This is a genomic window from Humibacter sp., assembly GCF_051954055.1.
GTDB lineage: Bacteria > Actinomycetota > Actinomycetes > Actinomycetales > Microbacteriaceae > Humibacter.
Map to the genome: position 1 here is coordinate 1 of NZ_JBQCIE010000097.1, position 14,464 is coordinate 14,464.

The window sequence follows — 14,464 nt, forward strand, 5'->3', positions numbered from 1 at the left end:
TGTTTGCCGAGCTCACGGGTGATGGTCTGGATCGCGGAGTGGTTGGTGATCCAGCCTTGGATGCGCCGGCCGTCGTCGGAGAGCACGGGCAGACCGTCGCGCCCGTACTCATCGAGCTGCCGAAGCACATCCGTGATCGACTCGGTCGCGAAGACCGCTTGCGGGTCGCGAGCATGCGTGACGGTGCCGGGCAGATCCGCCTCGACGTCATCAGCGCCGACATCCTCTGCTGCAGTCGTCGCGTGCCGTGAACTGGCCAGCTCGATCGGGGTCCGCAACGGACTCATGACCTGTGCCGCGGTGAGGTCGGTGAACGCGCGCCACGGTGCTGCCCGGTCGATGTCCTGCCCGCGGCGCAGCAGCTTAGTCGTGTAGATGGTGCCGTAGCTGAGACCCCGGGAGACGGCCGTGGCGATAGCGACGGCGAGCATCACGGGCAGCGTCAGGGTGAAGTCGCCGGTCATCTCCACGACGCTGGCGAATGAGGTCAGAGGTGCCCGCGCCGCGGAGGTGAACACCGCGCCCATCGCCACGACGGCGTAGAGCGCCGGGTTGCCCGCACCCGGCCCGAAGAGGTGGTCGACGAGAACTCCGAACGCCATGCCAGACGTGACGCCGATGAACAACGACGGGGCGAAGACGCCGCCCGAGCCACCGATCGCGAGGCTGATGCTGGTAGCCAGGACCTTCCCGGCGGCGAGGATCAAGAGGAACCAGAGCGCGTAATTTCCGGCGACGGCCTTGAACATGACGGGGTATCCGACCCCGTACATCTGCGGCAGGGCAAGCAGCACCAGCCCGAGCACGAGCCCGCCGACGGCGGGCCGAAGCCATTCCGGACGACCCTTCCAGAGCTTGTCGGCGAGGTCTTCCAGCCCATACAGCACGCTCTTGAACAGCAGCCCGATCAGCGCCGCGACCACCGCCAGCACCGCGATCAGCACGTAGTTGCGCGGGTCGTGCAGCACGATGCCGCTCGGAAAACCGGAGAGGAAGTGCTCGTTGCCGAGGAACGGGATGGCGATCGCGTCGGCGACCATCGCGGAGAGCATGACCGCGAACAGAGCATCCACCGACATCTCGCGAAGGATGATCTCCACCCCGAAGAACACGCCGGTGATGGGCGCGTTGAAGGTGGCTGCGATACCGCCTCCGGCGCCGCACGCGACCAGGATCCGCATGCGGTTCTCGGGCATCCGGATCCATTGACCGAGGCTGGATGCCAGCGCCGAGCCGATCTGCACGATCGGCCCCTCCCGGCCGACGGACCCGCCTGTGCCGATCGTGAGCGCCGATGCGAGTGCCTTCACGACAGAGACCTGCGGCCGGATCCGGCCCCCGTTCTCGGCGACGGCGACCATGACCTCTGGCACACCGTGCCCCCGCGCTTCGCGCGCGAACCGATAGACCAGAGGCCCGTAGAGCAGGCCGCCGATCACCGGCACGACGACGAGGAACCCGAGACCCAGCCACGGCAGATGGGAGCTTCCCACCCAGCCGTCCTGCCCGAACTCGGTCTGCCCGGTGAAGACCCACGTGAACAACGAGATCAGGTAGCGGAACACCACGGCGCCGAGGCCGGCTCCGACCCCGACGGCGATCGCGATGACAAACAGTCCTGCGCGCGAGCCGCGCAGGCTCCCGGCGATGCGGTCCGTGATGCGGGTGAACCGGCCCGGCAACCGGACGGCACGATCGGTCATTCGATTCCTCGCAACTGTGGATGCAGAAAGGCCGCGGATCCCGACCGGAGCACGCAGCACTTGCGACATTACAACAGTTGCAAAAGTGAAAGTAACGACGTCACGACCGGGCGGTCGGTCGTGCCCGTTGCGGCGCGCGGCTCAGAGGCCGAGGGGCAGGAGGTCTTCGACCGTCGGCTCGCCGGCAGCGGAGTTGAAGACGTCGAACGCCTCGAAGACTTGCCTGCGCTGGGCCGGCGTGAGTTGGGCGAGGATGCTGCGGAAATCTTCCCTGCGGCGCTGCGTGACGTCGTTGACGATGCTCTCCCCCTCGGGCGTGAGAGTGATGATCACCTCACGCCGGCTTCCCGGGTTCTGCTCGCGCCGCACCCAGCCAGAGGCGACCATCCGGTCGAGCGACCGACTGAACGTGGAGAGGTTGGCTCCGAGTCGCTCGGCGAGGATGCCAGTGCGCTGCGGGCCAAGGGAGCTCAGCAGAACGAGCACCCTGAACTGCGGAAGGGTCACCGTCTCCAGGGTGTCCGCGAAAGATCGCGCGATGACACCGAGCATGGCGCGCGATGCGGTGAGGACCGCGGATACCGCATCGTCTCCGGCGGGTGTCCCAGGCGGGGTCATCGCATCGACATCCTTCCTCGCCCGCAATCGGCGCGAGCCACTCCACTATCCCACCGGGATGCCCACTCACAGCTTCGCCACTGCTTGGCTTGTATAAGTGCAACTATTGTAAGAACGCAAGTGGCGACGGTTCGGAGGCTGATCGATGACGTCTGCACCCGTCCCGGTTCTGCTCTTCCTCGCGCATTCGACGCTGGTGACGGCCGGCGGCGGCTCGATGGGCGGCACCGGCATGGGCGGCACCGGCATGGGCGGACCCATGTCGATGAGTGGCCCGATGTGGATGCCCGACCAACCGCTCACGTATCTTCGGCTGTTCGCGTTCCATCCGCAGCCGATCCCGATCTTCCCAGTCATCGGTGTACTTCTGGCTGTCGCGTACCTCGCAGGAGTCTTCGTCCTGCACAGGAGGGGCGACGACTGGCCGAAGGGCCGCATCGTCTGGTGGATGCTCGGAGTCTTCACCCTCGAACTGATGACCGCGACCGGGTTCGACGGCTACGGCATGGACTTCTTCAGCATCCACATGGTGCAGCACATGGTAATCGGCATGGTGACGCCGATCCTGCTCATGCTGGGTGCACCGGTCACGCTGATGCTTCGCGCGTTGCCCGCCACAGGAGGAAGGCGCAGTCCGCGACACCTCTTGCTCCTCTTCCTCCACTCGCGTTTCGCTACCGTCGTGGCCAGCCCTGTTGTCACGGTGCTGCTCTTCCTGTTCAGCCTCTACGTGCTCTACTTCACACCGCTTATCGACTGGCTGATGGGCACCTGGTGGGGACACAACCTGATGCTCTTTCACTTCCTGGCCATTGGATGCCTCTACTTCTGGGGAATCCTGGGCGTCGACCCGTCGCCACGCCGCGGTGGCGGGATCATGGGGGCGTTCTCCCGTCCGGTGCTACGGATCGCCGAGCTGAGCGCGACGGTGCCGTTCCACGCGTTCTTCGGCATCGTGTTCATGATGGCGACCACCGTCATGGTGAAGTACTACTCGACCACCTTGCCGTGGGCGACCTCGACTCCCCTGTCGGATCAGCAGACCGCCGGCGGCATCGCCTGGGCGTTCACAGAGCTCCCCACGCTGCTGGTTCTGGGCGTGCTGTTCCTGCAGTGGCAGCGCAGCGAGGACCGCGCGGCGAAACGGCAAGCGCGCCGGGTGGCGAAGTTCGGCGATGTCGACCTCGACGCCTACAACGCCTCCCTCGCCGCCCTTGCACGACGAGACGAGGTCTCCGCGCAGCACGATGGGACGCGATGATCGGCGGCGCAGTCATCGCCTACGCATTCACGGTCGGCCTGACCGGGCTGATCAACCCGTGCGGTCTCCCTCTCCTACCCGCCTATCTGACCATTTTCCTCGACGACGTCGACCGGCCGTGGCCGGCCCGCCTGCTCACGGCATTGCGTTCCGGCGGATGCCTGTCGCTCGGCTTCGTCGCCGTTTTCGGCGTCGCCGGCCTCGTGGAAACCTCGCTCGCGTTCGCCGTGACCGAACTCGCTCCCTGGCTGATGCTGCTCGTCGGCGCCGCGATCCTCGTGCTCGGGGTGCTCTCCGTGATCGGCAAGGCGCCGGGTTGGCACCTGCCGGCGCTCTCGTTCCGCTCCGGCCGTGGCGCGGTCACGATGATCGGGTTCGGCGCCGCCTACGCCATCGGGTCCCTCAGCTGCTCGCTGCCGATCTTCATCGCCGCGGTCGGCTCATCCCTCACGACCGCCACGCCGGCGCAGAGCCTTGCCGTGTTCGTCGCATACGCCCTGGGCATGGGCCTGTTCGCCACTGCCGCATCCCTGATCGCCGCATTCACCGGGCCCGCGACGCTGCGTGCATTGCATCCCGTGGCACGAGTGCTTCCCAGGATCGCGGGAGGAATCTGCGTCATCGTCGGTCTCTACCTCATGGCGTACTGGATGCATGTGCTCGGTGCGCCTGATCTCATCGCGCCGGTCATCGGCGGCGTCGACCAGGTGCAGTCGGCCGTCGTGTCCTGGCTGGACGCCTGGTGGATGGCCAGCGCAGTCCTCTGCACGGCGCTCGTGGCAGGCGCAATGATCGCCCTTGCGATGGCGGGCAAGCATCCCGGACAGCACCGACGGAGCCCACATCGTGCAGAACCAGAAGGGAACAGTCGATGACACCCGACTCGAACCGTGCGCCCGAGGGCTCTGCCCCGACGCAACGAAAGAGCATCCGCTGGCTTCTCGTGGCCGCTGCCGTCACGCTCGTCGCCCTCCTCGCCGGCGTGTTCGCGGTCGCCATGCGCGCACCTGGGGCGGCCGACGGTGCTCAGCAGAACGACTACCAGGGCCGACCCGGCATCAACAAGCCGACCGCGGACCTGCTCTCCATGGACACGCTGGCCAGCGATGGAACCGTCCGGGCCCCGAAGTTCGACCTCACCAACGAAGACGGCAGTGCACTGACGCTCGCCCGATTCAAGGGAGACGTCATCGTTCTGACCTTCAACGACGATCAGTGTGCCGACCTCTGCGCCCTGTTCGCACAGGACGTGATAGCGGCCGACCACGACCTGAGCGCGAACGCCCGCAAGCACATCGCGTTCGTCTCGATCAACGCCAACCCGTACTATCCATCGACCGCTGCAGTGCAGACCTGGACGAACCAGCACGGCCTCGCACACCTCGACAATTGGTATTTCGGCACCGGGACGCCGAAGCAGCTCGCGGCCGCAGCCCACGCGTATGCGGTGAACATCCAACTCGACCCGGCGACGAAGTCGGTCGCGCACGGAACCGAGATCTTCATCATCAAGCCGAACGGCACCGACGCCGATATCGCCGACTTCGGCACGCAGGATGCCGACACCGCACCCTTCTCCCACGGGCTCGCCGTTCTCGCCAACGACGCCCTCCCCAGCTCCGAGCAAGCGCACGTGGCAGGCAAGAACCTCCCGGCCGCGCTGCCCGGAGGCACTGAGATCGGCGACACTCCGGCGCCCGTCAGCGGCCCCGCACTCGGATCCGCCGCGGGTAACGCTGCATCAGCTGCGACAACGACGACATCAAGCGCCTCGGACCACGGTGAGTACACCGTGCTGGACTTCTGGTCGAGCACCTGCACCGCTTGCGCCAGCCAACTCGACGCCGCCGAGGCAGAGCACACAGAGCTCGGCAACAAGGTGGACTTCCTCGGGGTCGACGTCGACGACAGCCCCACGAAGGGAAGGGCCACGATGGCAGCTCACCACCTGACCTTCCCCGTCCTCTCGGATGCCAAAGGAACTCAAGCCGCCCGCTTCCAGGCATCCGATCTGCCGTACACGGTGATCCTCTCCCCGACAGGAAAGGTGCTGGTCCGCCACCCCGGCGTCTTCACGCAAGAAGAACTCGACTACGTGCTGCGCACCGTCGACGACAAGCTGCCCATGCCCAGCGACTGACGCGTCCGGCGTCCACGCAACCTGGCGCAGCGCACGCCCATTGTGCAGACATCCGCTGTGCCCGCAAGGGCTCACGCCCGATTCATCGCCCCGAAAGTATCGAGGCATGGATCTCGGCATCTCGGGCAAGAAGGCACTCGTCACCGGCGGTGACTCGGGCATCGGATGGCACACCGCCCGTGCTCTTCTGAAAGAGGGCGCCACCGTCGTCATCACCGATCTCGAGCAGTCGAAGCTCGACGAGGCGGTGGAGCGGCTGGGTGCGCCGCCCGGAACCGTGCACGCCTTCGCGGCGGACGTCACCGATCTCGACGACGTCGCGCGGCTGCACGAGCGCACGACGCAGGAGGTCGGATTCATCGACATCCTCGTGCAGGCCGCGGGCATCACCGGGGCCCAGGGCGCGTTCGACGAGATCGACGACGAGGGCTGGACGAACACGATCGAGACGGACCTGCTCGGGCCGGTGCGCGTCGCGCGGGAGTTCCTGCCCGACCTGCGCCGCGGCTGGGGCCGGCTCGTGTTCATCTCCTCGGAGGATGCCGTGCAGCCCTACGCGAACGAGCTCCCGTACTGCGCGGCGAAGGCGGGCATCCTCGCGCTGTCGAAGGGGATGTCACGCGCATACGCGGAAGACGGGCTTCTCGTGAACGCTGTCTCGCCCGCATTCATCCACACGCCCATGACGGACGCGATGATGCGCAAGCGCGCTGAGCAGCTGGACACGAGCGTGGACGGCGCGATCCGTACGTTCCTCGACGACGAGCGACCGTTCCTGGAGCTCAAGCGGCGCGGCCAGCCCGACGAGGTGGCATCCGTCATCGTCTTCCTCTGCTCGGATGCCGCGTCATTCGTCGTCGGGTCGAACTACCGGGTGGACGGCGGCTCGGTCGCGACGATCTGACGTCTTTGGGGACAAGCGCACGAATACGAACGAAGGAGCACCATGCAGATCGGATACAAGCTGTCGAGCGAGGCGTTCGGCCCTCAGGAACTCGTGCGCCAGGCGCTGCGCGCCGAGGAGTCGGGCTTCGACTTCGTGGAGATCAGCGATCACTACCATCCGTGGGTGGAGGCGCAGGGCCACTCGCCGTTCACGTGGACCGTACTCGGCGCCATCGCGGCGCGCACGACGACGCTGGGGCTCGCGACCGGTGTCACGTGTCCGACATTCCGGTACCACCCGGCGATCATCGCGCAGGCTGCCGCAACGCTCGCCGTGCTCTCCGACGGCCGGTTCACGCTCGGCGTCGGCGCCGGCGAGCGGCTGAACGAGCACGTGATCGGAGCGTTCCCCGGCGTGCACGAGCGGCACGACCGGCTCCGTGAGGCGATCGAGATCATCTCGATGCTGTGGCAGCCCGGCTACCACAGCTACGACGGCCTGTACTACACGGTCGACGACGCGCGCGTGTTCGACCTGCCCGAGACGCCGCCCGTGATCGCCGTCGCGGCCAGCGGCGACCTCTCGGCCGCACTCGCCGGCGAGCTGGGCGGCGGGCTGTTCGCGGTCGAGCCCAAGGCATCCATCGTCGAGGGTTTCCTTGCGGCAGGCGGCACCGGCCCGAAGTTCGCCGAAGCACCGCTCGCGTGGGCGCCGAGCGAGCAGGAAGCCGCAGAGGCGGCATTCGAGACGAGCAGGTGGGCGCTCGGCGGGTGGAAGGTGATGAGCGAGCTGCCGAACCCGGTGAACTTCGAGGCGGCATCCAGAACCGTACGCGTCGAGGATGTTCGCCAGCAGTTCGCGTGCGGACCCGACGTGGAGAGACATCTCGAGGTGATCCAGCCGTTCGCCGACGCGGGCTTCGATCACATCGTGCTGCAGAACGCGGGGCCCGATCCGGACGGATTCATGGACTTCTTCGTCGCCGAACTCGGGCCACGGCTGCGCGGCGAGTAGGCCGCCGCGAGGATGCCTGGGCCCGCTTTCGCTCACCCCATGCGCGCGATGATCAGTACCAACCACACGATCGTCCACATCGGGATCGCGGCGAAGAAGCACGCCATGACGACGAGCCGGGGCGGCTGCGGGAGAAACAGCCGCACCAGCACCAGCGCCCCGTAGAGCACGGCAACGACGATCGCACCGAGCACCGCGAGAGGCACGCTGTTGCGCAACTGCAACAGAAGGACGACGAAGCAGATCGCCGCCATGATGGCGCCCACGATGAGCCAGACCCGCCCGGTCGAGCTGCGCAACGCGGGCTGGTTGCGCACCAGGGTCGGGTCGCGACGGGGTTCCCCGCGCGGGCCTGGTCCTCGGTCCTGTTGCGCCATGCTTCCGATGCTCCGGGAGACGGAGCGGATGCCTGAAGGGGTTGACAGCACCGGCTCCCGGCCGGCGTCCGGCGCGCGGGCTTCGCGGCCACGCACTGCTACTCCTCCTTCTCCTTCTTCGCAACCGGTTCATACCCCAGCGCAGCGGTGGTTTTTTCGAAGTGTCGTTTGGATCCGCCCGCCGCCGACAGTGAAACACCCCCGGTGCGTTCAGCGCCGTGAAGACACCGGTGTACCAGCACCACGAAGCGAAGCGAGGGAGAACCATGCCGCCGCAACATCTCAGCCGCAGCGTTCGCCGCGACCTCCGTCAGGCATCCGAGCGGACTCGTCGCGTGCGTCGTAGCGAGCGACTCCGCAGCCTCCGGCGTCAGGATGCCGACAGCATCCGCCTGAAGCGCACCGAGCGGTGCAGCGAGAAGCTGGGACGCCGCGAACTCGTCGTGAGCCACCTGCAGCTCGCGGACGCGATCGCGCACCGCTACGCGGGACGCCCGCAGGACGCCGACGACCTCCGCCAAGTCGCCTATCTCGGGCTCGTGAAGGCGGCCGAGCGCTTCGATCCGGAACGTTCCGATGACTTCGCCTCGTTCGCCGTGCCGACCATCGCCGGGGAGATCAAGCGGCACTTCCGCGACAACTGCTGGTTCGTGCGTCCGCCGCGGTCGCTGCAGGAACTGAAGAGCACCGTGGAGCACGAGGTGCCGCGCATGGCGCAGCAACTCGGTCGCGACCCGAGCCGCGGCGAGATCGCCGAGCGTGTCGGCGAACCCGCCGAGCGCATCGACGAGGCGATCGGATGCAGTCGAGCCATGCATCCGATGTCGCTGGATGCCCCCGTCTCCACCGCGGACGAGCACACCGCGTTCGGCGACACCATCGACTCCGGAGACCGCGCCCTGGAGCGGGCCGAGCAGGTGCAGTCGCTGCGCCGCGCGTGCCGCGAGCTGCCGCCGCGGGAGCGCCTGATCATTTATCGCCGCTTCTACGAGGAGCGCACCCAGTCGGAGATCGCCCAGGAGATCGGCGTGACCCAGATGCAGGTGTCGCGCCTGCTCACCTCGACGCTGGCCCGCCTCCGGTCGCTGCTCGGCGGCGCGGAGTGGTTCGCCGCGTGACGCGTGCGCGGATGCGGCGCTTCGGGCTACACGAACCGGCATCCGCGACACCCCCGAAGTCTTTGCGCTACACGAACCCGCATGCGCCACACGTTTTTCGTGTAGCGGTTGCCGATTCGTGTAGCCGATGCCGGTTCGTGTAGCGCACAACAGGCTGTAGTCGTCGACGAGATCGCGTTTCACTGACAGAAATCGCGCGTCGGGCTCGGTGTGGTGCGCGTTTTCAGTCAGTGAGACGACGTCTGGCGGGACCGGATGTGCGCGAGCCGGTGGGCGGCGTCTAGCACGTCGTCGACCGTCACCGCGAGGAGCGCCGGGTCGGGGTCCGACGCGAACGTCTCGCCTCGCCGCAGCGAGGCATCCGTCAGCGTGAGATGCGGACCGGGTGGCGGGCCCCACTCCTCCACCGGGGCCGGACCGAAGATCACGACCGAGGGCGTGCGGTAGGCGGATGCCAGGTGCGCGGCGCCCGTGTCCGCGCTGATCACGAGACGGGCGGCCGCGATGAGTGCGGCCAGCTCGTCGAGGGCGAGGCGTCCGGCGAGCATCGACTCCGCGGGGAGTCCGGATGCCTGCACGACGCCCGCTGCGCGGTCGCGGTCCGCGTCTCCCCCGGTGATCACGACGGTGTGGCATTCCGCGGCGAGCGCCCGCGCGGCCGCCGCGAAGCGCTCGACCGGCCACTGCCGCGATCCATAGAACGCTCCGACGTGGATGACCACCGCGTCCGGCACCAGCGGGGGCGCATCGGGGGTGAGGATGCCTACGTCGGTGTCGCAGGCATCCACTCCGAAGGCGTTCACCAGGCGCGTCCACCGGGTGCGTTCGTGGATGCCGTCGAGCCACTCGGGCTCTCTCGGGTCCTGTCGCGTGATGCCTCGCATGCCCGGCCCCGGTGCGTGCTGGATCACCTCGCGGGCATCGAGTGCCGCGATCAGGCCCCGGCTCTCGGGCCCGTTGCCGTGCAGGTTGGCTGCGACGTCAACGACCCCTGGCTCGATGGCGAGCGGGTCGTCCAGTCCCTTCGTCGGAAGCAACGCACGGATGCCCGGCACGAGTCGCGCTATCGGCACCAGCCACGCGGGCCCCGCGAAGACGACCGCGTGGTCGTCGAACGTGCGGGCGAGCCCCTTGAGCGCCGGGGCCGCGACGAGCAGGTCGCCCAGCTTGAGGGCGCGGAGCGCCAGCAGCAGGGGGCGGTCGTCCATCGGGGCGAACACCTCGAACGCACCGGGCGGGGTTTGTGGCATGGTCAAGGACTCTCACAAGACCGCGGCTCGGGGCCACCCCTTGCGCGACGGTCAGAGTGGTTGTGGCCGCGCACCCGCTCGCCTCCTCAGCGAGACTGGGCGCATGGGATGGGGCTAGGCGCACGGCACCTAGCGTCAGCGCACACGGCTAGTCTCGCTGAGATCGTGCATGTGCCTACGAGCTCGCCCAGCCGGTCCAGTGGTCGACCCGGATCACGATGACGGGCCCGGCCGGCCGATGCTCACGGTACTGCTCGTAGCGTTCGACGAGCGCGTCGATCGGATGCCTGGCCTCGTCAGCGTCGGTGACCACACTTGCGCGGCCGTCGACGCGCACCCACCACAGTTCGTCCCAGTCGTCGCTGTAATGGTCGGCGAGCAACGCGACCCGCGGATGCCTCGCGACGTTCTCGAGACGCAGCAGCGAGCGCGCGCTCTTCGGCTTGTGGTCCACAGCCGTGTAGACGAGGTCGCCCTCCACCGCGAACGTGACGGGGACGACGTGCGGACTCCCGTCTGGGCGCACCGTCGCGAGCCGGGCGACCCGGGCGGATGCCAGCCGCTCGCGGGCATCCGCCTCGCCGAGCTTCATGCCGCCACCGCTCCACACAGGTTCATGCTCACGATTCTTCCCTCGCGACGCCGCGGCGGCGCCGAAGAGCGGAGTCGGATGCAGGTCACGCGTACCCGAACTGCTTGCGCGTCATAGCGTCGAACGTGCGGTCGGGGAGGATGGTCGCGAGCGCGACGGCGACGTTGGCACCTGGGCCGATGCGGTAGCGCGTCTTGGGGCGGCGTACCAGTGCCGCCTTGGCGATGAGCGAGGCGACGGCATCCACGCTCGAGGTCTGCCTGGCAAGCGCCGGACTCGAGAAGTAGCGGCGCATCGATGCCGCCATGGCTGCGTACGGTCCGCGGGCGGACGTCTTCTCGAGACGGGTCATCGCGACGTCGTGCCAGTCGGTTTCGACGTAGCTCGGCTGCACGATCGTGACCTCGATGCCGAACTGCGAGACCTCGCCGCGCAGCGAGTCGGAGAGCGCCTCGAGCGCGAACTTCGACGCGTGGTACCACCCGCCCAGCGGCGCCGCGAACTCGCCGGCGAGCGAGGAGACATTGACGATGCGGCCGTGCTTCGCCCGGCGCATGCCAGGCAGCACGGCTTGCACCAGCGCCATCGCGCCCAGGACGTTCACTTCGAGCTGCTGGCGGGCATCCGTCAGCGAGGTCTCTTCGATGCTGCCGAACTCGCCGTAGCCGGCACAGTTGATGAGCACGTCGACCGCCCCTTCGCGCTGCTCGACCCCTGCGACCGCTTCGCGAATGGATGCCTCGCTCGTGAGATCGAGAGCGACCGGCGTCACGCCGGGGATCGCCGCGATCGCCTCGATGTTGCGGGCGGCACCGTAGACAGTCTCGCCGCGGGTGGCGAGCAGCGCCGCCGTGCGAGCCCCGATGCCGGACGATGCGCCGGTGATGAGGATTGCTCCCATGTTCGTTCCTTTCAGTGAATGACGTTCACAGAAGGCAAAGGTACAGTGAATGACATGCACAGTCAAGAGGATCGCGCGCTTCGCCAGCTGTGGGGACTGGAGGCGCCGACGGTGCGTGGGCCGAAGCCGCGGTGGACGCTCGACCAGGTCACGGCCGCCGCCGTCGCACTCGCCGACGACGCCGGCCTCGACGGGGTCTCCCTCGCCCGCGTCGCCGAGCGCCTCGATGTGACGACCACCGCCCTGTACCGCTACGTCGACTCGAAGACGGCGCTCGTCGAACTGATGGTGGATGCCGCGGTCGGCGACCCGCCGCAGCTCACCGATGAGGACTGGCGGCAAAGGTGCCGCGCCTGGACGGACCACCTCGCGGATCGGTACGCGGCGCATCCGTGGTTGAGTGATGTCAGACCGGAACGGATGCCCTGCCAGCCGCGCGTCTACGCCTGGATCGACGCGCTGGTCGGTGCGCTCGATGCCGGACCGGTCGCTGATCCGCTGCGCCTCGCCCTCCTGCTGGACAGCCTGGTGCGCTCGTACATGGCGCTCGCGCGCAACCTGAACGACTCACCGCCGCCCGCTTGGCTCGGCGAGGCACTAGCGACCCGGTTCCCGCGCTTGACGCGTGCCGGGGACCAGGATGCGGCCGACGCCCGCTCCGAACTGGACTTCGCCGTCGACGCGGTGCTCCGCGGGGTTGCGTGAGTCGTGCCCCTCAGTCGAGCAGTTGGTCGTCCGCGTGCGCTCCGTAGTAGTCGGACTGCCGGCGCATGAGCTCGGTCATCGGAACATCCCTGCCGACCCCGTAGACGGTTCGGCCGAAGTCGAGTTCGCGCTGGATAGCCCAGATCTCGTCGTGCTTGTCCGGCGGCAGGATCTCGGCCGGGTCGCCCACGGCCACCCATCCGATCGGGACGACCGCACCGGCGGGAACGACCGTGTTGACCTGCACGACGCCGTTGACCCGCACCTCGGCTCCGGCGCCGATGCGGCTCCCCGGAAACAGCGACGCCCCGGTCGCGATGAACGCCTCGCTCTCCACGAGGCTGCCGTTCACGTGCGTGTGCGGACCGATCATGACCGCGTCGCCGAGGTGCACAGGATGTCCGGCGCGGCCACGGACGAGAGCGTGCTCCATCACGACGCAGTTCTCGCCGATCGTGACCTCGCCGTCTTCAGCGGTGACGACGGCGCCATGCAGGATGCGCGCACCCGACGCGATCCGCACGTCGCCCACGATCACGGCGGACGGCGCGACATAGGCGGAGGCGTCGATCGAGGGCGACACCCCGCGGTGACGGAAAAGCATGCAGACTCCGATCTTCGCCCTCACGATACGAGGGACACGCACACGACGTCATCCCACGGGCGACGCGACGATCAGCCAGGACGTGTAGTGCTCAGTGACCGAGCCGCCCAAAGCGGCGACGGCATCAGCGGCCGACCGCACCTCGTCTGGCGTCCAGTCGCTGAACGTGCTGAACAACCCGCGGATCTGCTCGGTCGTCAGGTCGATCGTCCAGCGGTATCGGTGGATGCCGTCCACAGCGAAGAACCGGGACCGCGCGAGTTTCTCCGCGGTCGCCTCGACGTCGTCGGGGTTTCCGGGGCGCGTCGTTCCGCGTCGGCTGACGATGCGCGTGACCTCACGCCGGAAGGGCGTCGCATCGGCTTCGGCATCGCCGAAAACGTTGCGCCAGACGAGCAGGCGCCCGTCGGGCCGCAAGCCGTGCCTCACGATCGGCAGCACGACATCCAGGTCCATCCAATGGATCGATGTGGCGGCCACCACGAGGTCGAACGATGCCGCGTCGAGCTGGATGTCTTCGGCTCGCGATCGGATTACGGTCGCGCGAGGGAACCGGGCCTCGAGCACGTCCGCCAGCCGCGTCCCGGGTTCGACGGCGACGACATCCATTCCGCGAGCGAGAAGCTCACCCGTGGCCTCCCCGGTTCCGGCCCCGAGATCGAGCCCGCGCCGGCCGGCAGCGACGAGTCCGGTCGCCCGCACGTCGCGCCAGAGCGCATCCGGATACGGCGGCCGCGTCGCCGCATACGCCTGGGCCACGCCGTCGAAGTGCATCGGGTCGACCACGTAGCCAACCTACTGGTTACGTTCGTGGCATGACGGGGGCGGGCGTTGGATCCCACGCGAGGCTTCGTCGAGGCGTCAGCGGGTCCAGAGGTCTTCGGGGCGGCTGCCGGGGTGGAAGCCGAAGTGCTCGACCATCGCCATCGCCTCCGGAAAGTTGGCGGCAAGGGCGGATGCCTCGTGCGCGTCGCTGCCGAACGACACGGCACGGCCGCCCTCCTCGGCCCACCACTGGGGAATCCACGACCAGAGGCGCTTCGTGTTCATCTCCAGGGCGCGACCGGACTGCGCGATGGAGCGCATCGCCATCCGGAATTCCTCTTCGAAATCACGAGGATCGAACGGCCCGGCCGTTGCCGTCGGCCACGAGCGCACCGCGTAGTCGATGTGCGTGAAGACGGCGAACGCATCGGATCCGGCGACCATGCGCGGGATCTCCTCGAGGTACGCGCACATGACGTCGGCGGCCGGATGGTAGCGGTACAGCGTGGTGGGCTCGGTGCGGTCGCCGC

At 68.1% G+C, this 14,464-nt stretch carries 15 protein-coding genes and 1 pseudogene; 7 read left to right on the forward strand and 9 right to left on the reverse strand.

The features are described from left to right. Together ACTHNC_RS11530 and ACTHNC_RS11535 are read right to left on the reverse strand one after the other, a co-directional pair. Window positions 1-1,703, reverse strand: a 1,703-nt coding sequence (locus ACTHNC_RS11530; protein WP_440294747.1) for a chloride channel protein, incomplete at its 3' end; no start/stop codon positions are given. Between the two features lie 141 nt (window positions 1,704-1,844). After that, window positions 1,845-2,321 (reverse strand): MarR family winged helix-turn-helix transcriptional regulator, encoded by a 477-nt coding sequence (locus ACTHNC_RS11535; RefSeq protein ID WP_440294748.1) that lies wholly within the window; start codon window positions 2,319-2,321, stop codon window positions 1,845-1,847. A gap of 145 nt (window positions 2,322-2,466) precedes the next feature. Between ACTHNC_RS11535 and ACTHNC_RS11540 the strand changes: the two genes are divergently transcribed. The 5 genes from ACTHNC_RS11540 to ACTHNC_RS11560 all read left to right on the forward strand — a co-directional run bounded on the left by ACTHNC_RS11540 (window position 2,467) and on the right by ACTHNC_RS11560 (window position 7,622). Then, window positions 2,467-3,582 carry a cytochrome c oxidase assembly protein gene (locus ACTHNC_RS11540; RefSeq protein WP_440294749.1) on the forward strand — a complete coding sequence of 372 codons (1,116 nt, stop codon included), beginning with the start codon at window positions 2,467-2,469 and terminating at the stop codon, window positions 3,580-3,582. Then, window positions 3,579-4,457: a cytochrome c biogenesis CcdA family protein gene (locus ACTHNC_RS11545; RefSeq protein ID WP_440294750.1), complete on the forward strand. Its 879-nt coding sequence runs from the start codon at window positions 3,579-3,581 to the stop codon at window positions 4,455-4,457. The genes ACTHNC_RS11540 and ACTHNC_RS11545 overlap by 4 nt, the downstream gene beginning before the upstream one ends. After that, window positions 4,454-5,722: a redoxin domain-containing protein gene (locus ACTHNC_RS11550; RefSeq protein ID WP_440294751.1), complete on the forward strand. Its 1,269-nt coding sequence runs from the start codon at window positions 4,454-4,456 to the stop codon at window positions 5,720-5,722. The genes ACTHNC_RS11545 and ACTHNC_RS11550 overlap by 4 nt, the downstream gene beginning before the upstream one ends. A gap of 106 nt (window positions 5,723-5,828) precedes the next feature. Continuing rightward, window positions 5,829-6,626, forward strand: a complete 798-nt coding sequence (locus tag ACTHNC_RS11555) for an SDR family NAD(P)-dependent oxidoreductase (RefSeq protein ID WP_440294752.1) — start codon at window positions 5,829-5,831, stop codon at window positions 6,624-6,626. A 42-nt stretch (window positions 6,627-6,668) separates the two neighbouring features. Then, window positions 6,669-7,622 carry a TIGR03557 family F420-dependent LLM class oxidoreductase gene (locus ACTHNC_RS11560; RefSeq protein WP_440294753.1) on the forward strand — a complete coding sequence of 318 codons (954 nt, stop codon included), beginning with the start codon at window positions 6,669-6,671 and terminating at the stop codon, window positions 7,620-7,622. A gap of 32 nt (window positions 7,623-7,654) precedes the next feature. Here the strand turns inward: ACTHNC_RS11560 and ACTHNC_RS11565 are convergent, their stop codons facing one another. Next, window positions 7,655-7,999, reverse strand: coding sequence for a hypothetical protein (locus tag ACTHNC_RS11565; RefSeq protein WP_440294754.1), 345 nt, complete (start codon window positions 7,997-7,999; stop codon window positions 7,655-7,657). A 266-nt stretch (window positions 8,000-8,265) separates the two neighbouring features. On the opposite strand from ACTHNC_RS11565, the gene ACTHNC_RS11570 reads away from it, so the two are divergent. Continuing rightward, the gene (locus ACTHNC_RS11570) at window positions 8,266-9,117 is read left to right on the forward strand and encodes a sigma-70 family RNA polymerase sigma factor (RefSeq protein ID WP_440294755.1); all 852 of its coding nucleotides are present in this window, start codon (window positions 8,266-8,268) and stop codon (window positions 9,115-9,117) included. 227 nt (window positions 9,118-9,344) lie between these two features. On the opposite strand, the gene ACTHNC_RS11575 is transcribed toward ACTHNC_RS11570, so the two are convergent. From ACTHNC_RS11575 to ACTHNC_RS11585, 3 genes are all read right to left on the reverse strand, one after another. Further along, entirely contained in the window at window positions 9,345-10,367 is a 1,023-nt protein-coding gene (locus ACTHNC_RS11575) for a glycosyltransferase family 9 protein (RefSeq protein ID WP_440294756.1), read from the reverse strand. Between the two features lie 175 nt (window positions 10,368-10,542). After that, window positions 10,543-10,959, reverse strand: a complete 417-nt coding sequence (locus ACTHNC_RS11580) for a TIGR03668 family PPOX class F420-dependent oxidoreductase (RefSeq protein ID WP_440294757.1) — start codon at window positions 10,957-10,959, stop codon at window positions 10,543-10,545. Between the two features lie 85 nt (window positions 10,960-11,044). Further along, a complete protein-coding gene (locus tag ACTHNC_RS11585; protein ID WP_440294758.1) occupies window positions 11,045-11,860 on the reverse strand; it encodes an oxidoreductase in 816 nt (271 codons plus the stop codon). A 54-nt stretch (window positions 11,861-11,914) separates the two neighbouring features. Here ACTHNC_RS11585 and ACTHNC_RS11590 point away from each other — a divergent pair, with 54 nt between their 5' ends. Beyond that, window positions 11,915-12,565: a TetR/AcrR family transcriptional regulator gene (locus tag ACTHNC_RS11590; RefSeq protein ID WP_440294759.1), complete on the forward strand. Its 651-nt coding sequence runs from the start codon at window positions 11,915-11,917 to the stop codon at window positions 12,563-12,565. 10 nt (window positions 12,566-12,575) lie between these two features. On the opposite strand, the gene ACTHNC_RS11595 is transcribed toward ACTHNC_RS11590, so the two are convergent. The 3 genes and pseudogenes from ACTHNC_RS11595 to ACTHNC_RS11605 form a co-directional block, all read right to left on the reverse strand. Then, a complete protein-coding gene (locus ACTHNC_RS11595) occupies window positions 12,576-13,169 on the reverse strand; it encodes a gamma carbonic anhydrase family protein (protein ID WP_440294760.1) in 594 nt (197 codons plus the stop codon). 48 nt (window positions 13,170-13,217) lie between these two features. Next, on the reverse strand, window positions 13,218-13,955 hold the full coding sequence (locus ACTHNC_RS11600) for a class I SAM-dependent methyltransferase (protein ID WP_440294761.1): 738 nt from the start codon (window positions 13,953-13,955) through the stop codon (window positions 13,218-13,220). Between the two features lie 75 nt (window positions 13,956-14,030). Next, window positions 14,031-14,464 (reverse strand): annotated as a pseudogene (locus ACTHNC_RS11605) (PHP domain-containing protein); the annotation flags it as partial.